Genomic DNA, 19,001 nt, shown 5'->3' on the forward strand with positions numbered 1-19,001 from the left:
GTGGTCGGCCCCGTGCCCGGCGGCCGGCTGTCGGTTCCGTGAGGCGGTACGGACAGCGCTCTCTATCTATCAGGCAGGGTTCCTGATAGTTTACGGGGACGCGAGCTCCGGTCGGGAACGGCCGAGGCCGGACGAGGGCACCCGGCAAGCCAGGGAGGGCGGAGAATGAGCGCAGTGGTCCAGGAGCAGCGCGATGTGCGGCGGGCCCGGTACGCCGTGGCCGCCGTCTTCGCCGTGCACGGAGCGGTGACCGGCTCGTTCGCGACCCGGGTGCCCTGGATCCAGGACCATGCCCAGCTCAGCGCGGGTCAGCTGGGGCTGGCCCTCGCGTTTCCGGCGCTGGGCGCGTCCGTGGCGATGCCGCTCGCGGGCTGGGTCAGTCACCGGCTCGGCGCGCGCACGGCGATGCGCGCCCTGATCGCGCTGTGGACGCTGGCGCTGGTCCTGCCGTCCCTCGCGCCGAACCTGTGGACCCTGTGCGGCGCCCTGTTCGTGTACGGCGCGACGGCCGGCATGGCGGACGTGGCGATGAACGCGCTCGGCGTCGAGGTCGAGAACCGCCTCGGCAAGTCGATCATGTCGGGGCTGCACGGGATGTGGAGCGCGGGCGCCCTGGTCGGCTCGGCCGCCGGGACGCTCGCCGCGCACCTCGGCTCGGACGCCCGGCTGCACCACGCGCTGGCGGCGGCCACCCTCACCGTGCTCGGTCTGGTCTCCTGTCAGTGGGTGCTGGACATCCGGGCCGCCGAGGACGAGGCGGCGCCGCCCCGGTTCGCGCTGCCACCCCGGTCGGCGCTGCTCATCGGCGCGGTCGGGTTCTGCGCGGTGTTCGCGGAAGGGGCGGCGCTGGACTGGTCGGCGGTCTATCTGCGGGACGAGTTGGCGACCTCGGCGGGCCTCGCGGCGGCGTGCACCACGGGGTTCATGCTCACCATGGCGGTGGCCCGGCTGGCGGGCGACGCGGTGGTCAACCGCTTCGGCGCGGTGCGCACCGTGCGGACGAGCGGTGTCCTCGCGACGCTCGGCGGTCTGCTGATCGTCGTCGCGACCCACCCGGCGGTCGCCATGGCCGGATTCGCCCTGATGGGGCTGGGCATCGCCGTCGTCGTACCGCTCTGCTTCGCCGCCGCGGGCCGCAGCGGCCCGAACCCGAGCCAGGCGATCGCCGGTGTCGCGACGATCACCTACACCTCGGGACTGATCGCGCCGAGCGCGATCGGCGGTCTGGCGCAGCTGACCAGTCTGGTCGTGTCGTTCGGTCTGGTGACCCTGCTGGCGTGCGGGCTCGCCGTGTTCGCGGGGGTGCTGCGGGCCGCGGAGGGTGACCGGCTGCGGGTCAGTCGGCCGGACGCAGCAGTTCCCGACCCGAAGCCCTGAAGCCGTCGGTCCACGCCGTGGGCCGCAGGGTGCCCGCGTCCAGCCTCACGAGGACACGGGTGCCCTGCGCGTAGGTCAGCGAGCCGTCGGGCGAGCAGAAGCGGAAGCCGTAGGTCAGGCCGGTGGTGCCGAGCCGCTCCAGCCACAGGTGCACGGCGTAGGTGCCGGGCTGGGTGACCGGTGCCTCGTAGCTGATCCGCAGTTCCTTGACCACGTTGCAGAAGTCGCCGGCCGCGGCCCAGTCGCCGTCGAAGCCGTAGCCCCGTTCCCGCCAGTGCTGGGTCCAGGCGCGCTCGACCATCAGCGGGTAGCGGGCGTTGTGCAGCATGCCGAGCGCGTCCAGGTCGTCGAAGTGCACGGTGACGGGGACGAGCCTGCCGTGGGCGAGGGCGGGTGCGGTCGGGGCTTCGGCGGTCACGGGTGGTGCTCCTGGGGGACGGTGGGCGCGGGACGGGACACCCTCATCCTAAGCAAACGCTCAGTACGGTCGGTGGGCCAGGTGGGAGAGCCCCGCGGGCGGCGTTCGGGAACCGCCGGTCAGCCACACACCGGTGCGTGCGGGGGAACGGCGGGTCAGGCCCGCGCCGGTGTGCACGCGGGAGCCGTCGCTCAGCCCCGCGCCAGCTCGTACGCGTACTCCGGTGAGAACGCCCCGGCCTTCCCCCGGCATCCGTCGGACTCCCCCGGCAGCTTCACCCACAGATACGCGTCGATGCGGGACTCCCCGGTGGTGAGCGTCGGCGGATGGCCGAGACCCCGGCCGGAGGGGTCGCACCAGGTGCCGTCGGCCGGGGCCCCGTTGCCGTTGCGGCTGGTGTCGATGACGGCGCCGAGGTCCGCCGGGCCGCCGAGGGCGTCCAGTACCTCCCGGGTGTAGTCGATCTCGGCGTCGGTGCGGTTGAAGTTCGACACGTTGCTGAAGACGCCGTCGGAGGAGTCCGGGGAGGCGGCGCCCGCCAGGCGGAGCAGGGTGGCCTGCTCGTGCGGCGCGTTCCACTCGGAGTGCCCGGCGTCGTGGTAGACGCGGGCCTCGGGGTTGGCGTCCTTCAGGACGCGGCCGGCCCGGACGAGCGAGGTGAACCGGTCGGCCCGCGCGTCGGCGGAGAGGCAGTCGGACTGGGCGATCGCGTCCGGTTCCAGGATGACGATGACCTCGCCCCTGCCCAGTCCGGCGGCGAACGCGTCGATCCAGGCGTCGTACGCGTCCAGGTTCCGGGCCCCGCCCCGGGAGGCACCGCCGCAGTCGCGGTCCGGGATCGCGTAGGCCACGAGGACGGGCACCCGGTCGTGCTCGGCACCGCCGGAGGCGACCGCGGCGACCTCCGCGGTGACGGTGGCCGGATTCGGGTCGGTGAACCATACGGCCGCCGGGCGGTCGGCGATACGGGAACCGATGACGGCGCTGCGCGGGTCGTCGGGGTGGGCGCGCACCCAGTCGCGGACCTGGGAACCGGGGTACCGGTAGAGCCCGGTGGGGCCGTCCGGCCGGGGACCGCCGTGCCGTTCCCCCGCCTCCGCCGAGGGCGGCGCGCCGGCCGTCCCGGACGGTTCGGGCGACGCCGAGGACGAGGACAAGGACAAGGGCGACGTCTGTGACGGGGAGGGTGTGACCGGGCTCGGGTGGGAGGGGTGCCCCGGTGAGCGGTCGGACAGGGTCCTGGCCTCGGCGGCGCCTCCGTGGCCGTTCAGCCCGGCCATCGCCCCGGTGACGGTTGCGACGACGGCCACCATCGACACCGCGGCGATCATGGCGCCGCGCCGCACCTTCCGCCTGTGCGCCGCTCGGCGTGCGGCCAGTCGCTGGGCGCGTAAGCCTGGCACGTGGTGCTCCCCCCTGCTCCCGGACCGAGGTTCACCGGCTTCCCGGCACTCCCCGCCGGGCCCGCGTTCCCCCGTTCCGGGGACGCGCCGGGCACGGCGGCTACGGGGTCAGCCTAGGCCTGGGACCCTGCCCCTTATGGCGCAGTTGGAACATTTCACCAATTCCGTGGACTCAGTGGACAGCGTCGTCTCCCGTATGCGAGCCCTCGACGCCACCCTGCCCGAGCGGGACGGGATCGCGGTCTTCAACCGTGTCTACCTCACGGTCACGGAGGCCGTAGGCCGCCGCATCGCCGCCGGTTGCTTCCCGGACCCCGAGGCCGCGACCACCCTCGACGTGCGCTTCGCGGAGCGGTATCTGCGGGTCGCGGAGGGCGGGTGCGCCCCCGCCTGCTGGCGGCCGCTGCTGCAGCTGCGCCGCCATCCCGGCGTACGTCCGCTGCAGTTCGCCCTCTCGGGCATCAACGCGCACATCGGGCACGATCTCGCGCTCGCCGTCGTGGACGCCTGCCGTACGCTCGGCTGCGAACCCGCCGACCTGGAGGACGAGTTCGAGCACGTGGGTGATCTCCTCGTGTCGCTGGAGGAGCGCATCCGCGAGGAGCTGATGCCGGGCCCCGATCTCCTCCAGGTCGCCGATCCGCTCACGCATCTGCTCGGGGCATGGAGTCTGGAGCGGGCCCGCGAGGCCACCTGGGCGGCGGCCCGGGCGCTCTGGGCGCTGCGCGGACTCCCCGATCTCGCCGAGGAGTTGGGCCACCGCCTGGACGCGGCGGTGGGCTTCGCGGGAAGGATGCTCCTGACACCGCTGCCGGACTGATCCGCGGAGGGTCAGTCCTCCGGGAGTTCCACGGGCGCGATCTCGTCGTACACGTCGCCCGGGCCGGGGTTGGTGGCGTCGGTCGTGCCGCCGAGGTGGTGCATGACGCCCCAGACGGCGTTGAGCGCGGTCTGGATCGCGCCCTCGGCCCAGCCGGCCGTCCAGGAGATGTCGTCGCCGGCGAGGAAGATGCCCCGCTTGTCCTCGGGCAGCCGGTCCTGCATGAAGTGGGTGAACAGGCGCCGCTGGTAGCGGTAGTGGCCGGGCAGGTTGGCCTTGAACGCGCCCATGAAGTAGGGCTCGTTCTCCCAGGAGACGGTGACCGGGCTGCCGATGATGTGCTTGCGGATGTCGACCTTCGGGTAGATCTCGCCGAGCGACTTCAGCATGACCTCCATCCGCTCGTTCGCGGACAGCGGCAGCCACTTCAGGCTGTCGTCGCACCAGGTGTAGGAGAGGCAGATGACGGCGGGCTTGTCCGGGCCGTCGTCGAGGAGGTAGGTCCCGCGGGTCATCCGGTCGGTGAGCGTCATCGACATGACGTCCCGGCCCGTTTCCTCGTCCTTGTCCAGCCAGAACGGCCGGTCCACCGGGACGAAGAGCTTGCTCGACTCCATGTAGTGGGTCCGCTCGATCGCCGTCCAGTGGTCGATCGGGAAGAGCGAGTCATCGCAGTCGATCTTCGACAGCAGCATCCAGGACTGGGCGGTGAAGACGGCCGCCTTGTAGGTGCGGATCTCGCCGTTCGCGTCGGTCACGGTGATCCTGTTGCCGGCGGTGCGGTGCAGCCGGGTCACGGCGGGGCGGGGCTCGCCGTTCTCGTGCAGCGTGGCGAGGGAGGTGCCGTACGCCCAGTGCACGATCTTCTCGGGCTCGCGCTCCCAGAGCCGGAGCGGGAGCTGCTGGCTGCCGCCGACGATGCCGCGGTGGTGGTCGTCGGCCTCGGTGTAGACGACGCGCAGGATCTCCAGGATGGAGTTCGGGAAGTCGGTGTCCCAGCCGCCGGTGCCGAAGCCGACCTGGCCGAAGATCTCGCGGTGCCGGAAGGACTTGAAGGCCTCGGAGTCGCAGAGGAAGCCGTAGAAGGTCTGGTTGTCGAGCTTCTCCACGAGGCGTGCCCAGATCTCACGGATGCGCGGGACGTCCCGCTCGCGCATGGCCCGGTTCATGTCGGAGAAGTCGGCGCCCTCGTCGAGGCACTTGTTCCAGGCGTCGGCGACATCGCGGTAGACCTGCGGGAGGTCCGCGATCGTCTCGGCGTAGTGGGACTCGCCCTTGAGGTCGATGACGGTCGACGGGGTCGTCTCCGCGAGGGGGTTGGGGAAGGGCCGCGTCTCCAGGCCGACCAGGTCGATGTAGTGCTGGAGGGCGGTGGAGGACGGCGGGAAGCGCATGGCGCCCATCTCGGCGGTGAGCGAGGGGTCGCAGCCCTCGAAGCCGACGGTCCGCAGCCGTCCGCCGATCCGGTCGGCCTCGTAGACGACGGGCTTGAGGCCCATCTTCATCAGTTCGTACGCCGCCACGATGCCGGACAGCCCGCCGCCGATGACCGCGACCTCGGTGCCGTGCTCGGTCGCCGGTATCTGGCCGAGGCCCGCCGGGTGGGCCAGGAAGTCGTCGTACGCGTACGGGAAGTCCGGGCCGAACATGGTGATCGGCGGCTGCTGCTCGTCTGCGTGCTCGATGGCGTTGGGCACGGTGGACGTCATGGGGTACGGACTCCTTGCGGGAAAGCGGCGGGGCGGGACTGGGGGGAGTGTCAGACGAGGGACCCGTAGAGACCGGGGCGGCGGTCCCGCAGATACGGGTTGGCCTCGCGGGAGGCCGCGACGAACGCGGGGTCGACGTCGGCGAGGACGAGGTCCTCGCCCCGTCCGGCGCGGGTGCGCGCGACCCCGTCGGGCCCGGCCAGGGTGGAGAGCCCGACGAACTCGAACTCCCCTTCCCGGCCGACCCGGTTGACGTACGCGACGTACATCTGGTTCTCGAAGGCCCGCACCGGGATCATCGACTCGGCGACGAACTGGAACGGATGCATCTGGGCCGTGGGCACCACGAGCAGATCGGTGCCGGCGAGTGCGTGGGCGCGGACGTTCTCCGGGAACTCCACGTCGTAGCAGATCATGATCCCGACGCGGACGCCGTCCAGTTCGGCCTGGACGACGGGCTGGTCGCCCGGGGTGAAGTGGTCCCGCTCGAAGCAGCCGAAGAGATGCGTCTTGCGGTAGTTGGCGAGCCGGGTGCCGTCGGCGGAGACGAGTTGCGCGGAGTTGAGGACGGCGTCGCCGGACCGCTCGGGGTATCCGTACGCGACGGCGAGCCCGTGGCGTCCCGCGATCTCCGCGACCGCGTCGGCCGAGTCGCCGTCGGCGGGCTCGGCGAGCCGGGCGATGTCGTCGCCGATCGCATACCCCGTCAGGAACATCTCGGGGGCGACCAGCAGCCCCGCCCCGGCAGCGGCGGCGCGGCCCGCGGCCTCGTCGAGCACCTTGAGGTTCTCGACGACCGAGCCGGGGCGGCCGGAGCTCTGGAGCAGGGCGATGCGCATGGGCGTTCCTCACCGGAAGGAGGGGGTCTGGGGTCACGTAGACGGTACGGGCGGCTGACCAGGCGGTACAAGGAGGAGCCGTTGCGCGCCGGTGAGCGGTTCGTTGCGTCCTGGGCGGGGTCCGCGGCGATTCGTTGCGCGCCCCGGACGGTGCTTTCCCGGCGTCCGGGCCCTCACCGGGCTGCCCCCGTCACGGACGGACGGGGGCAGCCCTGCGAGGCTCCGGGGGCGGGGCTCAAGGGGCAGGTTCAGGCGCGTGCCGTGTCCCCGTCCTCGCGGCCAGCACCAGTGCCGTCACCAGGTAGGGCACCGCGAACACCGCGAAGACGGTGCTGTGGGGGTGGTGTGCGCCGATCAGGGCGTACGCGGCGAAGACGGCCACCGTGGCGACCTCCGTGCCCATGCTCGCGACCGAGGTGAGGGTGGCCCGGCGCTCCCCCTCGATACGGTCCTGGAGCCGGGCGTCGACGAGCACGTTGACCAGTTGGAAGCCGCCGAAGGCGACACCCACGAGGGCGACACCGGCCCAGGTCGCCGTCAGCGCGCCGACGGCCAGGGCGAGCGCGGAGCCCGCGAGGACCACGGCGAGCCCGGTCGTGCCCAGTCGCTCCCCCGTGCCGGTCAGCAGGCTGCCGATCGTGGGCCCGGCCCAGATCAGCAGCAGCAGGTACGGCACCGTCTGCTCGGCAACGCCGGTGTCGCGGGCCAGCAGCGGCGTGTACTCGTCAAGGGCGCCCCAGACCGCGCCGACCGCCGGGACGAGGAGCAGGGCGCCGCGGACGGAGCGGTTTCGGCGGGCCTCGGTGAGCCCGGCCCGCAGAGTGGCGAGGGTGGAGGTCCGGTCACCGCCGTCGGCCACCGGCTTCCGGTGCTCCGGGAACCGGGTCGCCAGCGCCGAGGTCAGCACGCAGACCAGCACGCTCGCCGCGCCGACGGCGGGGTAGCCGCCGAGGTCGAGCACCGGCCCCGCGAGCCCCATCGCCGCCATCACGGCGATCATTCCGGCCGCCTGGGCCCGGCCGATCACCCGCGCGTAGCGGTCGGCGGCGCCGAGCCGGTCCAGTTCGTCGTAGACCAGGGCCTCCAGCGCACCGGAGCCGAGCGCTCCGCGCACCCCCCAGAGCACGAAGCCGAGGGCGAAGGCCCAGTAGGACGGCGCCATCACCCACAGGGCGAAGCCGACGGCGGTGAGCAGCGGGCCGAGCCACAGCAGCATCCGCCGGGACACGGCGTCGGCCCAGGCGCCGGAGGGGACCTCCAGCAGGATCCCGGTGATCGACCACAGGGCGAAGAGCGAGGAGATCTGCCAGATCGACAGGCCGGTGTCGCTGAACAGCAACGCGTACACCGGGTAGAGCAGCACGAAGTCGTCGAGGAACGAGTAGCCGTACAGCGTGGCCGTCAGCCGCCGGACACCGGTGCTCCGGATGTCCGCGGTACCGGGCGCACGCGCAGGTGAGAGTGTCATGAGGCCTTCCCGCAGGGGCGATTCGGACGTCGTGGGTACGGCGTCCGAGGCGGCCCTCGGGAGGCACGACTGGTGGATCAATGTCGCCAGGTCATGGCACCGATGCTAGCCGGGCCGTCCCGCCCGGCCCAGTGGATATCGGCGGTCACCGCGCGGCGGCCGCGCCCAGCGGAACGTGGTGGAGACCGCCGCGTGGTCCGACGGCCAGTCGTCGTCCTCGACGTGCGGCCGGGGCGCGGGCTGCCGGGGGCGCGGGCTGCCGGGGGCGCGGGGTGCCGCTGACGTACATGCGGGAGTAGAGCACCGCCGGGCCCCGGTGCAGGACGGAGTCGATGCGGTCCTGCGGCTCCGGCCGGCCGCTTGCGGTCCTGGTGCTCGATGGCGGTTCGGCGACCGGGCACGAGGCGGACCGCACGTCCGTCACCCAGCGGCTGCTCGACGACACACGCTGGTCTTCGCCTACGGCGAGCACGTCATCGACGCCATGACCGTCGGCGCCCGGGACGCCGGACTCCTCCGCCGTACGCCGCACCAGCCCGTTCCTGCGCGTGCGGCGGGACGTCACCACCCGCGGGCCTCGGAGGGGTCTAGCCGTCGAGGCCAAGGCATGCTGCGCACGGGGCACCGCGTCGTCTCTTGGCGCCCAGGCGCCCCGGCACCCCCGGTGCCCCTGATCAGGCTGGCGCGGCGGCCCCCTCTCAGGTGGGCGACCCGGAGGAGAACCTCCGCAGCAGGGGCGACAGCACGAGCACCGATTTCGTCCGCTCGACGAACGGCTCCCCGGCGATCCGTTCCAGGACCCGCTCGAAGTGCCGCATGTCCGAGGCGAAGACCTGCACCACGGCGTCGGCCTCGCCGGTGACCGTCGACGCGGCGACGACCTCCTGGTACCGCTCCAGCCCCTTCTGGATGGTCTCCGGCGACGTGTTGCGCCGGCAGTAGATCTCGACGAACCCCTCGGTCTCCCAGCCGAGCGCGGCGGGGTCCACCCGGACCGTGAACCCGGTGATGGCCCCGGTCGCCCGCAGCCTGTCCACACGCCGCTTGACCGCGGGCGCGGAGAGGCCGACGAGTTGGCCGATGTCGGCAAAGGAGCGGCGGGCGTCCTCGGCGAGGGCGTGCACGATGCGTTCGTCGAGATCGTTCAGCACTGCGGGTGGATCACTTCTCTGGAGTCGCGAGACGGGAACGGCGATAGCCGTAACTGAAGTAGAACACGAGCCCGACGGCCATCCAGACCCCGAAGACGACCCATGTGATGGTGTCGAGGCTGCCCATCATCCACACGCAGAACGCGAGCCCGAGGGCCGGCAGCACCGGCGACAGCGGCACCCGGAAGGTGCGCGGCATGTCGGGCCGCGTCCGCCGCAGCACCACGACCGCCACGTTGACCAGCGCGAACGCGAACAGCGTGCCGATGCTGGTGGCGTCGGCGAGCTGCCCGAGCGGAATGGCGGCGGCGAGCACGCCACAGAACAGCGACACGATGACGGTGTTCACACGAGGCGTCCCCGTCTTCCGGTGGACCCGCGAGAACGCCTTGGGCACGAGCCCGTCGCGCGACATGGCGAAGAGGATGCGCGTCTGCCCGTAGAGCACGGTCAGGACGACGCTGGCGATGGCGATGACGGCGCCGGCGGCCAGCAGCGTCCCCCAGAACGCGTCCCCGGTGACGTCCTTCATGATCCCGGCGAGCGCGGCCTCGGAACCGTCGAAGCCCTTCCAGGGCCGCGCCCCGATGGCGACGGCGGCGACCAGCACATACAGCGCGGTGACGATGATCAGCGACAGCATGATGGCCCGCGGCAGGTCCCGCTGCGCGTTCTTCGCCTCCTCACCGGCGGTGGAGGCGGCGTCGAAGCCGATGTACGAGAAGAAGAGGGTGGCCCCGGCGGCGCTGACGCCGGCCATGCCGAGCGGCATGAAGTCCTCGTAGTTGCCGGAGCGGAAGCCCTGGAGGCCGATCAGGCAGAACAGCAGCAGCGCGGCGATCTTCACGACCACCATGATCGTGTTGGCCCGGGCGGACTCCCGGGCGCCGCCGAGCAGGAACGCCATGGCGAGCAGGACCACGATGAGCGCGGGCAGGTTGAAGATCCCGCCGTCACCGGGCGGCGCCGACAGCGCGGCCGGGATGGTCACGCCGATGGTCCCGTCGAGCAACTCGTTCAGGTACTCGCCCCAGCCGACGGCGACGGCCGACACCGAGACCCCGTACTCCAGGACCAGACACCAGCCGCAGACCCAGGCGACCAGCTCGCCCATGGTTGCGTACGCGTACGAGTAGGAGGACCCGGAGACGGGGATGCTGCCGGCCAGCTCCGCATAGGAGAGGGCCGAGAACAGCGCGGTGAGGCCCGCGATCACGAAAGAGAGGGTGACGGCGGGACCGGCCTTGGGGACGGCTTCGCCGAGGACGACGAAGATGCCGGTGCCGAGGGTGGCACCGATGCTGATCATCGTCAGCTGCCACATCCCGAGGGAACGTCGCAGCGAGCCTCCCTCGCCCTGCCCGCCCTCCGCGACCAGGCGTTCCACGGGCTTACGGCGCATCAGCCGTCCGGCGACACCGCCGGGTGGCGGGACGGGGTGGCTCTGCTGCTGCGGGGGTGCGCCTTGGTCGAGCACGCGCCGGCTCCTTCGTCGAATGAACTCAGGGCGAGAGAGGAACCGACAGCACCGGGGAACCGAGGGCCACCGAGCAGGAGGTCCCCGCCACGCCACGTACAGCGCACGACCCTATGAGCCAGGGCTTTACGAGCGTAATGCGGCAACCTTGCGCAGCCACGCAAGATCGTTGCGTTCCTCCGAGCGGGACGTACGTTCGTTGCACGCCCGCTTCAGACCGTTGCGGACGGCACCTGTCGGGACGGATTCCCGCGGCGGGGTCGGGGGACGAGGGGCGGTACCGGTGTGCGGCTCCGGCGCGTGGGCGCGACAGGGGCCACGACGCACCGGCAGCCGCCGAGCCCCAGTTCCCCCGATCTACCGGGCGCCCCGTCAGCTCCAGCTGGCGTGCAGGGGCTTGCCCTCCGCGTACCCCGCCGCGCTCTGGATCCCCACGACCGCCCGCTCCGCGAACTCCGCCAGGGACCCGGCCCCGGCGTACGTGCACGACGACCGCAGGCCCGCGATGATCGAGTCGATCAGGTCCTCGACCCCCGGCCGCGCCGGGTCGAGGAACATCCGCGAGGTGGAGATGCCTTCCTCGAACAGCGCCTTCCGCGCCCGGTCGTAGGCCGACTCCTCGCTCGTGCGGTTGCGCACCGCCCGAGCCGAGGCCATGCCGAACGACTCCTTGTACAGTCGTCCGTCGGCGTCCTGCTGAAGGTCGCCCGGCGACTCGTACGTCCCCGCGAACCACGAACCGATCATCACGTTCGACGCGCCCGCGGCCAGCGCCATGGCGACGTCACGCGGGTGCCGGACGCCACCGTCGGCCCATACGTGCTTGCCGTACTTCCCGGCCTCGGCCGCGCACTCCAGCACCGCCGAGAACTGGGGCCGTCCCACACCGGTCATCATCCGGGTCGTGCACATGGCGCCCGGCCCGACACCGACCTTGACGATGTCCGCGCCCGCCTCGATCAGATCGCGGACACCCTCCGCCGCGACGATGTTGCCCGCGGCGATCGGCACCCTGGGGTCGAGGCCCCGCACCAGCTTGATCGCGTTGATCATCGACTCCTGGTGCCCGTGGGCGGTGTCGATGACCAGCGTGTCGACGCCGGCGTCGAGCAGCTGCTTCGCCTTGTCGGCGAAGTCGCCGTTGATCCCGACGGCGGCGGCGACGCGCAGCCTGCCGTTGGCGTCGACGGCCGGGGTGTAGAGCGTGGCGCGCAGGGCGCCCTTGCGGGTCAGGATGCCGGCGAGCCGGCCGTCCTTGTCGACGGCGGGCGCGTAGCGGCGGTTGGCGTGGTCGAGGCGGTTGAAGGCCTCGCGGGGGTCGATGTCCGCGTCGAGGAGCAACAGGTCCCTGGACATGACGACTTCGAGCTGGGTGAAGCGGTCGACCCCGGTCAGGTCCCGGTCGGTGACGACGCCGACGGGACGGAGCTGCTCGTCGACGACCACACCCGCGTTGTGGGCGCGCTTGGGCAGCAGGGCGAGCGCGTCGGCGACGGTCTGGTGCGGGTTGAGCACGATCGGGGTGTCGAGGACGAGGTGGCGGCTCTTCACCCAGGAGATGACGTCGGTGACGACCTCGATCGGGATGTCCTGCGGGATGACCACGAGTCCGCCGCGACGGGCGACCGTCTCGGCCATGCGCCGGCCGGCGATGGCGGTCATGTTGGCCACGACGAGCGGGATGGTGGTGCCCGTGCCGTCCGGTGAGGCCAGGTCGACGCCCTGCCGCGATCCGACGGCGCTACGGCTCGGGACCATGAAGACGTCGTCGTAGGTCAGGTCGTACGCGGGCTGGATGTCATTGAGGAAACGCACGTGCCGCACATCCCAGTCGTTCAGAGGTGACCCCCTGACAGGACCGCCAGGGGGAAGAGCACGTACTTCATTGTCCCATGTGGGAGGGCTGGGGCGGCCCCGACGGATCGTCCCAAGGACCGGGCGCCGCCTAGGAGGATCCTCCGAGAGCGAGCACGATGCGCAGCTCGGTGCCGGTGCCCGTCCAGCGGTCCGCGGCCTCGGCGAACACCTCCTGGGCGATGCTCCAGTCGTTCGGCTCGGCCAGCGCGTACTCCTGCCAGCCGGTGACCACGACCAGCCGGCCCCGTACGGGCGGTGCCCACGACAGGTCGGTGAGGCAGTCGGCGAGGGCGTCCCAGTTGCGGCCGAAGTGGTCGGGCAGGTCCAGGGCGCGGGCGCAGCGGTCCATGAACGCGGGTTTGTCGGTGGCCCCGGCGAGGTCCAGCTCCACATGGAGCCAGCCGCCGGCGCCCAGCACCTCGGCGAGTGTGCTGCCGCTCATGTCCGTACCGCCTTCGTCTCGGAACCACCGTGGCCGACGACCGGTGGTCATCGGGTTCCCGCGTCCCCCGCGCCCCCGGGCTGCGAACCCGTCCGGGAGCACGAGGGGCGGACCGCCGCGGCACCATACCGGTGCCACGGCGCCCGCCCCTGCCCGGTCCGCCGCCGGGACCGTCCGGTCTCCCCCGGTGGCCGCTCAGGGCCCGTCCGGGTCCGCGCGGTTGAGCGCGGGGCGGGGGGTCTGTCCGGCCGTCAGCAGATAGTCCGCCGCGGAGGTGTCGGTGACGAGGCTGGTGACCAGGCCCGACCGCAGGACCGCGTCGATCGCCGCCGCCTTGCGCTGACCGCCGGCGATCGCGACGACCTCCGGGATGCGGCGGAGCTGGTCGGCCTTGACCGTGATGCAGCGCTCACCGAGGTCCCGCCCGACGCGACGGCCCTCGGCGTCGAAGAGGTGCGCGGACATCTCGGCGGCGACGCCGAGGGAGGCGTAGTGGGCCCGCTCCTCGTCGCTGAGCATGTCGTGCACCGTGGAGATGCCCGCCTCCCAGGAGCCGATGGAGACACAGGCGACCGTGACCTTGTCGAAGTACTCGAAGGCCCGGGCGATCCCCGTCTGGTGGCGCAGCGCGGCCGCGGTGGCCGCGTCCGGCAGCAGCATCGGCGCGTAGATGGGATGGGCGTCGCCGCCCGACACCTGCGCGGCCCGCCGTACCGCCTCCACCGAGCCGCGCTCGGCGGTCCCCGCGTCGTAGACACCCGTCAGCTGCACCACCGTGCACGGCGGCAGCCGGTCGAGGGCGGCCGCCATGTGAATGGTCGAGCGCCCCCACGCCAGCCCGAGGACATCGCCCTCGTTGAGCAGCTCGCCGAGCAGGTCCGCGGCCACCTCGCCGAGGTTCTCGGGGTCGGGCGACTCCTCGGCATCGGCCGGGGACTCGACGACCACGGCGTGCCGGAGGCCGTAGCGGGCGCGCAGGGCGTCGGAACGCTCCGCGTCCAGCTCGGCGGGGACTCGGATCTCGATACGTACGAGATCCCGCTCGAGGGCGGTCTCCAGGACACGGGCCACCTTGAAGCGGCTCACGCCGAACTCCTCGGCGATCTGGATCTTGGACTTGCCCTCGAGGTAGAAGCGGCGGGCCATCGCCGCCGCCTGAACCAGCTCAGCGGGTCCCATCCGCATGGCTGACCGGCCCGCCGACATACCCGACACGGCCATCTCCTCACTGCTCTTCACACATGGATACGCCGTTCATCCTTGCAGATCCGACGTTTTCGATCAGCCCGAAGGAACGTCGTTCACGTTTCCTTGGCCCGGTGGCCGTCCGACCTGCCCCGCTCGTCCGGCGGTCGCACGGTCGTACGACAGGGTGTCTCAGTGCCCGCAGGCCCACGCCGCGCCGGCCGTGGTGGTGTCGGCCTGGGCGCGCAGCGCGCGGACCGCCTCGGCCGGGTCGTCGGCCCCGTACACCGCGGAACCGGCGACGAAGACGTCGGCGCCCGCCTCGGCGCAGCGCTCGATGGTGGACGCCGAGACGCCGCCGTCGACCTGGAGCCACAGGTCGAGGCCGTGCTTGCTGATCAACTCGCGGGTCCGGCGGATCTTGGGGAGCATGATGTCGAGAAAGGCCTGGCCTCCGAAACCCGGTTCGACCGTCATGATCAGCACCATGTCGAGCTCGGGCAGCAGGTCCTCGAACGGTTCGATCGGCGTCGCGGGCTTGAGCGCCATGGAGGCCCGGGCACCCTTGGCCCGGATCTCACGGGCGAGCCGCACCGGTGCGGCGGCCGCCTCGGCATGGAAGGTGACGGAACCGGCACCCGCTTCCACGTACTGGGGCGCCCACCGATCGGGGGCCTCGATCATCAGATGACAGTCCAGCGGCGTCTGCGTCGCACGGGCCAGGGACTCTACGACCGGCACACCGAGCGTGAGGTTCGGGACGAAATGGTTGTCCATCACGTCTACATGGAGCCAGTCGGCCCCTTCGACCGCCTTCGCCTCGTCGGCGAGACGGGCGAAGTCGGCGGACAGGATGCTTGGGTTGATCTGCGCGGCCATGGACCAAGCCTGCCATGCCCTCCGGGGGTAGCGGGGCCGGGGTCGGCACCGTGGCACGTCGGCCGCGGGCTGTCCGTGCTCGCTCGCGCAGTTCCCCGCGCCCCTGGGGCGGCGAGGTTGCGAGGGTTGTCATGACGGGGGGGCGGGGTGTCGGCCACCTGGTGTGCGGGCGGCGCGCGAAGTGGGTCGTGCTGGTGCTGTGGCTGATCCTTCTCTTCCTGGTGGCGCCGCTCGCCTCCAGGCTGACCGACGCGCAGGACAACGACGCCGCGTCGTGGCTGCCCGGGTCCGCCGAGTCCACACAGGTCCTGGAGATGTCCGAGGACTTCCGGCCCGAGCAGATCCCCGCGGTGGTCGTCTACGCCCGGGAGAGCGGGCTCACCGCCGAGGACCGGGCGGCGATCGAGGAGGACGTGCGGGAGCTCAGACAGCTGACCGATCACGGGATCATCGGTGCCCAGACCCGGGGGCCCGTGTACGACCGGGAGACCGACCCGAGAGCCGCCCAGGTCTTTGTGCCGATCACGATGGACGAGAAGGGCTGGGAGCGGATCGCGCCCGCGGTCGACTCGATCCGGGACGACGTGGGTGAGGGCGGCGACGGGCTCGCCGTGCACATCACGGGTCCGGGCGGTACGAGCGCCGACTTCTCCGAGGCCTTCGAGGGCATCGACTCCACGCTGTTGTTCTCGGCGATGGCCGTCGTCATCGTGATGCTGCTGTTCACCTACCGCAGTCCGACACTGCTGCTGGTCCCCCTGCTCGCGGTGGTCGCCGCCCTCTTCACGGCCCAGGCCCTGATCTACCTGCTGGCCGAGCACGGGGGGCTGACCGTCAACGGGCAGAGCGCCGGCATCCTCACCGTGCTCGTCTTCGGCGCGGGCACCGACTACGCCCTGCTCCTGGTCGCCCGCTACCGCGAGGAACTGCGCCGCCACGAGGACCGCCACGAGGCCATGGCGCTCGCCCTGCACCGGGCGGGTCCGGCAGTGATCGCCTCGGGCGCGACGGTGGTGCTCAGCATGCTGGTGCTGCTGGCCGCCGAGATGAACTCGACGAGCGGTCTGGGCCCGGTCGCCGCCATCGGGGTCACGGTCGCGCTGCTCGCCATGATGACGCTCTTCCCCGCCCTGCTGGTGATCGTCGGCCGCTGGATCTTCTGGCCGGCCATCCCGCACTTCGGCACCCCCGACCCCACCGAGCGAGGGGTGTGGGCCCGGATGGGCCGGCGGATCTCCGGCCGTCCGCGCACGACCTGGGTCGCCACGGCGGCGGCTCTGGCCCTGTGCTCGCTGGGACTGATCCAGCTGCGCGCGGAGGGCATCAGCAACGCGGACGCCTTCACCGGGAAACCGGACTCCATCGTCGGTCAGGAGGTCTCCGCACGTTACTTCCCGGCGGGCAGCGGCGACCCCCTGGTGATCATCAGCAACCAGGCGCAGGCCCGTGAGGTGGGCCGCGTGGTCGCCGACACCCGCGGGGTCGTCCCGGACTCCCTCGGGCTGCCACCGGGCACGAAGCCCTTCCATGACGGCAAGGTCCTCTTCGAGGCGACCATGTCCGACCCGGCCGACAGCGAGGCCGCGAAGGACACGGTCGAGCGGGTCAGGGACGCCGTCCACGCCGTCCCTGAGGCCGACGCGCAGGTCGGCGGGGGCTCGGCTGCCCTGCTGGACATGGACAGGGCCACCACCCACGACAACCTGCTGATCATCCCGCTGGTGCTGCTCGTGGTCCTGCTGATCCTCTGCGCTCTGCTGCGCGCCCTGATCGCCCCGTTGCTGCTGATCGGCACGGTGATCCTGTCGTTCGCCGCGGCCCTCGGCATCAGCGCGCTCGCCTTCCGCCATCTCTTCGACTACGCGGGAGAGACGACGGACTTCCCGCTCTTCGTCTTCGTGTTCCTGGTCGCCCTGGGCATCGACTACAACATCTTCCTCACCACCCGCATCCGCGAGGAGGCCACCCACCAGGGCACCCGCAAGGGCGTCGTGACGGGCCTCGCGGCCACGGGCGCGGTGATCACCTCGGCGGGCCTGGTCCTGGCCGGCACCTTCGCCGCGCTCGCCACCCTGCCCATGGTCGCCTTCGCCGAGATCGGCTTCGCGGTCGCCCTCGGTGTCCTCCTGGACACCTTCATCGTCCGGTCCGTCCTGGTCACGGCCCTCTTCCTGGACATCGGCCGGAAGGTGTGGTGGCCGCACCGGCTGGCCCGCGAGGACAAGCCCCGCAGCGGCGCACCGGTCTGAACCGCGGCCCGGGGCTGCGTACGGCGGTTCGGGGCCGGTGAGCCCTCCGCCGAGGAGGAACCCGGGCCGCGAAGGCGCTCAGAGCTCCGAACAAGAGTGGAGCCCGGCTCGCGGCGTCTGGCACGCACGCTCGCCGCGTTGCCGAAAGCCCCTGGTAGCCCCGCTACAAGGACCTTCCGGCGCCTTGCGATCGCACGCACCAGACGCCGCGAGCCGATCGGACTCCACTTTTGTTCGGAGCTCTCAGGCGGTGCGGCGGATCAGCGCCAGGTACATCGCGTCCGTGCCGTGCAGATGCGGCCACAGCTGCACATCGGGTCCTTCGCCGAGCGCCGGTACGCCGTCCAGCAGCGGCCGGGCGTCGATGAGATCGGCGCCGTCGCCGTACTGCTTGAGGACGTCCGCGACGACCGCGCGGGTCTCGGCGAGGTGCGGCGAACAGGTGGCGTACCCGACGACACCCCCGACCCGCACGGAGTCCAGCGCGGTACGCAACAGCGCCCGTTGCAGCGGGGCGAAGTTCTCGAGGTCCTCGGGGCGCCGCCGCCAGCGAGCCTCGGGGCGGCGCCGCAACGCGCCCAGCCCCGTACAGGGCACGTCCATCAGTACCCGGTCGAACGAACCGGGTCGCCACGGCGGACGCGTACCGTCGGCCGCGATCACCTGGTACGGGCCGGGGTTGCCGTCGAGCGCCCTGGCGACCAGGCCCGCGCGATGCGGCTGCTTCTCGGAGGCGAGCAGAACGGCACCGCGCCCGGCGGCGAGCGCGGCCAGCAGCGCGGCCTTGCCGCCGGGCCCGGCACACCCGTCCAGCCAGGCCTTGTCGGGCCCGTCGAGCGGCGCGTTCGCGAGGGCCAGCGCCACGAGCTGGCTGCCCTCGTCCTGCACACCCGCACGGCCCTCCCGCACCGCGTCGACGGCACCCGGTTCCCCGCCCTCGGTGAGCCGCACGGCGTAGGGCGACCAGCGCCCCGGCATGGCGGACTCCTCCCGGAGCAGTTCGTCGGTGGTGGCCCGCCCCGGGCGGGCGACCAGCGTGACCTCGGGCCGCTCGTTGTCCGCTTCGAGCAGTTCCTCGATCCCGGCCCGCCCGCCGCCGAGTGAGTCCCAGAGCGCGGAGACGACCCATCGGGGGTGCGAGTGGACGACGGCGAGATGGTCCTCGGGGTCCTCGTCGTACGGCGGCGCGATCCGCTCCAGCCAGCCGTCCAGGTCATGCTGCGCGATCTTGCGCAGCACGGCGTTCACGAACTTGGCGCGCCCGTCGCCGAGCACGACCCGCGCGAGGTCCACGGAGGCGGAGACGGCCGCGTGCGTCGGGATGCGCGTCCCGAGCAGTTGGTGCGCGCCCAGGCTCAGCACGTCGAGCACGGGCGGGTCGACCTCGCGCAGCGGCCGGTCCACGCACTCGGCGATCACCGCGTCGTAGGTCCCCTGCCGGCGCAGCGTCCCGTACACCAGCTCGGTCGCCAGCGCCGCGTCCCGCGCGTCGAACGCGTCGGGCCCCTCCCTCTCCCGTGCCTTCCGCAACAGCGGCGGCAGGACGAGGTTCGCGTACGCGTCCCTCTCGTCCACGGCCCGCAGCGCCTCGAAGGCGAGGAGACGAACGGGGTCCTTCTGGGGCCGTCGGTACGGCTTGCCCGGCTTACGGGGACGGCGGGACTGCTCACTCACGAAAAAGGTGCTCCGGAAAAAGGAAGAGATGCCAGGACCAGCGTACGACGCGG

Annotated in this window: 16 protein-coding genes; 3 read left to right on the forward strand and 13 right to left on the reverse strand. The window is 72.1% G+C overall.

The window, feature by feature from the left end; translation table 11 throughout:
• Window positions 1-165 precede the first annotated feature (165 nt).
• The gene (locus AC067N_RS26845) at window positions 166-1,377 is read left to right on the forward strand and encodes an MFS transporter (RefSeq protein WP_478681446.1); all 1,212 of its coding nucleotides are present in this window, start codon (window positions 166-168) and stop codon (window positions 1,375-1,377) included.
• Here AC067N_RS26845 and AC067N_RS26850 read toward each other — a convergent pair.
• Together AC067N_RS26850 and AC067N_RS26855 are read right to left on the reverse strand one after the other, a co-directional pair.
• A complete protein-coding gene (locus AC067N_RS26850) occupies window positions 1,337-1,795 on the reverse strand; it encodes an acyl-CoA thioesterase (RefSeq protein WP_478681447.1) in 459 nt (152 codons plus the stop codon). The two genes, AC067N_RS26845 and AC067N_RS26850, sit on opposite strands and share 41 nt — an antisense overlap.
• Before the next feature lie 191 nt (window positions 1,796-1,986).
• Window positions 1,987-3,126, reverse strand: coding sequence for a glycoside hydrolase family 6 protein (locus tag AC067N_RS26855; RefSeq protein ID WP_478681448.1), 1,140 nt, complete (start codon window positions 3,124-3,126; stop codon window positions 1,987-1,989).
• A 208-nt stretch (window positions 3,127-3,334) separates the two neighbouring features.
• Here AC067N_RS26855 and AC067N_RS26860 point away from each other — a divergent pair, with 208 nt between their 5' ends.
• The gene (locus AC067N_RS26860; protein ID WP_478681449.1) at window positions 3,335-4,018 is read left to right on the forward strand and encodes a DUF5995 family protein; all 684 of its coding nucleotides are present in this window, start codon (window positions 3,335-3,337) and stop codon (window positions 4,016-4,018) included.
• Between the two features lie 11 nt (window positions 4,019-4,029).
• Here the strand turns inward: AC067N_RS26860 and AC067N_RS26865 are convergent, their stop codons facing one another.
• From AC067N_RS26865 to rpe, 10 genes are all read right to left on the reverse strand, one after another.
• Window positions 4,030-5,727, reverse strand: a complete 1,698-nt coding sequence (locus AC067N_RS26865) for a flavin monoamine oxidase family protein (RefSeq protein WP_478681450.1) — start codon at window positions 5,725-5,727, stop codon at window positions 4,030-4,032.
• 50 nt (window positions 5,728-5,777) lie between these two features.
• A complete protein-coding gene (locus tag AC067N_RS26870) occupies window positions 5,778-6,566 on the reverse strand; it encodes a carbon-nitrogen hydrolase family protein (RefSeq protein WP_478681451.1) in 789 nt (262 codons plus the stop codon).
• 235 nt (window positions 6,567-6,801) lie between these two features.
• Window positions 6,802-8,034 (reverse strand): MFS transporter, encoded by a 1,233-nt coding sequence (locus AC067N_RS26875; RefSeq protein WP_478681452.1) that lies wholly within the window; start codon window positions 8,032-8,034, stop codon window positions 6,802-6,804.
• Window positions 8,035-8,179: 145 nt separating this feature from the next.
• The gene (locus AC067N_RS26880; protein ID WP_478681453.1) at window positions 8,180-8,566 is read right to left on the reverse strand and encodes a hypothetical protein; all 387 of its coding nucleotides are present in this window, start codon (window positions 8,564-8,566) and stop codon (window positions 8,180-8,182) included.
• Between the two features lie 166 nt (window positions 8,567-8,732).
• The gene (locus AC067N_RS26885; RefSeq protein ID WP_478681454.1) at window positions 8,733-9,185 is read right to left on the reverse strand and encodes an Lrp/AsnC family transcriptional regulator; all 453 of its coding nucleotides are present in this window, start codon (window positions 9,183-9,185) and stop codon (window positions 8,733-8,735) included.
• Between the two features lie 10 nt (window positions 9,186-9,195).
• A complete protein-coding gene (locus tag AC067N_RS26890) occupies window positions 9,196-10,662 on the reverse strand; it encodes an amino acid permease (protein WP_478681455.1) in 1,467 nt (488 codons plus the stop codon).
• A 372-nt stretch (window positions 10,663-11,034) separates the two neighbouring features.
• Entirely contained in the window at window positions 11,035-12,477 is a 1,443-nt protein-coding gene (locus AC067N_RS26895; protein WP_478681456.1) for a GuaB1 family IMP dehydrogenase-related protein, read from the reverse strand.
• Between the two features lie 130 nt (window positions 12,478-12,607).
• Window positions 12,608-12,961 (reverse strand): barstar family protein, encoded by a 354-nt coding sequence (locus AC067N_RS26900; RefSeq protein ID WP_478681457.1) that lies wholly within the window; start codon window positions 12,959-12,961, stop codon window positions 12,608-12,610.
• 195 nt (window positions 12,962-13,156) lie between these two features.
• Window positions 13,157-14,200: a sugar-binding transcriptional regulator gene (locus AC067N_RS26905; RefSeq protein ID WP_478681458.1), complete on the reverse strand. Its 1,044-nt coding sequence runs from the start codon at window positions 14,198-14,200 to the stop codon at window positions 13,157-13,159.
• Between the two features lie 138 nt (window positions 14,201-14,338).
• On the reverse strand, window positions 14,339-15,025 hold the full coding sequence (gene rpe, locus AC067N_RS26910) for a ribulose-phosphate 3-epimerase (protein ID WP_478681459.1): 687 nt from the start codon (window positions 15,023-15,025) through the stop codon (window positions 14,339-14,341).
• A 131-nt stretch (window positions 15,026-15,156) separates the two neighbouring features.
• On the opposite strand from rpe, the gene AC067N_RS26915 reads away from it, so the two are divergent.
• Window positions 15,157-17,274 (forward strand): MMPL family transporter, encoded by a 2,118-nt coding sequence (locus tag AC067N_RS26915; RefSeq protein WP_478681460.1) that lies wholly within the window; start codon window positions 15,157-15,159, stop codon window positions 17,272-17,274.
• Between the two features lie 243 nt (window positions 17,275-17,517).
• On the opposite strand, the gene AC067N_RS26920 is transcribed toward AC067N_RS26915, so the two are convergent.
• A complete protein-coding gene (locus AC067N_RS26920; RefSeq protein ID WP_478681461.1) occupies window positions 17,518-18,948 on the reverse strand; it encodes an RsmB/NOP family class I SAM-dependent RNA methyltransferase in 1,431 nt (476 codons plus the stop codon).
• Window positions 18,949-19,001 lie beyond the last annotated feature (53 nt).

The sequence above is a fragment of the Streptomyces sp. NPDC042364 genome (genome assembly GCF_056437585.1).

Bases quoted from the DNA above. Each gene is read 5' to 3' on its own strand.
- AC067N_RS26845 (WP_478681446.1), top strand. From the start codon at position 166: ATGAGCGCAGTGGTCCAGGAGCAGCGCGATGTGCGGCGGGCCCGGTAC.
- AC067N_RS26915 (WP_478681460.1), top strand. From the start codon at position 15,157: ATGACGGGGGGGCGGGGTGTCGGCCACCTGGTGTGCGGGCGGCGCGCG.
- rpe (WP_478681459.1), bottom strand. From the start codon at position 15,025: ATGGCCGCGCAGATCAACCCAAGCATCCTGTCCGCCGACTTCGCCCGT.
- AC067N_RS26875 (WP_478681452.1), bottom strand. From the start codon at position 8,034: ATGACACTCTCACCTGCGCGTGCGCCCGGTACCGCGGACATCCGGAGC.
- AC067N_RS26860 (WP_478681449.1), top strand. From the start codon at position 3,335: ATGGCGCAGTTGGAACATTTCACCAATTCCGTGGACTCAGTGGACAGC.
- AC067N_RS26900 (WP_478681457.1), bottom strand. From the start codon at position 12,961: ATGAGCGGCAGCACACTCGCCGAGGTGCTGGGCGCCGGCGGCTGGCTC.
- AC067N_RS26865 (WP_478681450.1), bottom strand. From the start codon at position 5,727: ATGACGTCCACCGTGCCCAACGCCATCGAGCACGCAGACGAGCAGCAG.
- AC067N_RS26855 (WP_478681448.1), bottom strand. From the start codon at position 3,126: ATGATCGCCGCGGTGTCGATGGTGGCCGTCGTCGCAACCGTCACCGGG.
- AC067N_RS26870 (WP_478681451.1), bottom strand. From the start codon at position 6,566: ATGCGCATCGCCCTGCTCCAGAGCTCCGGCCGCCCCGGCTCGGTCGTC.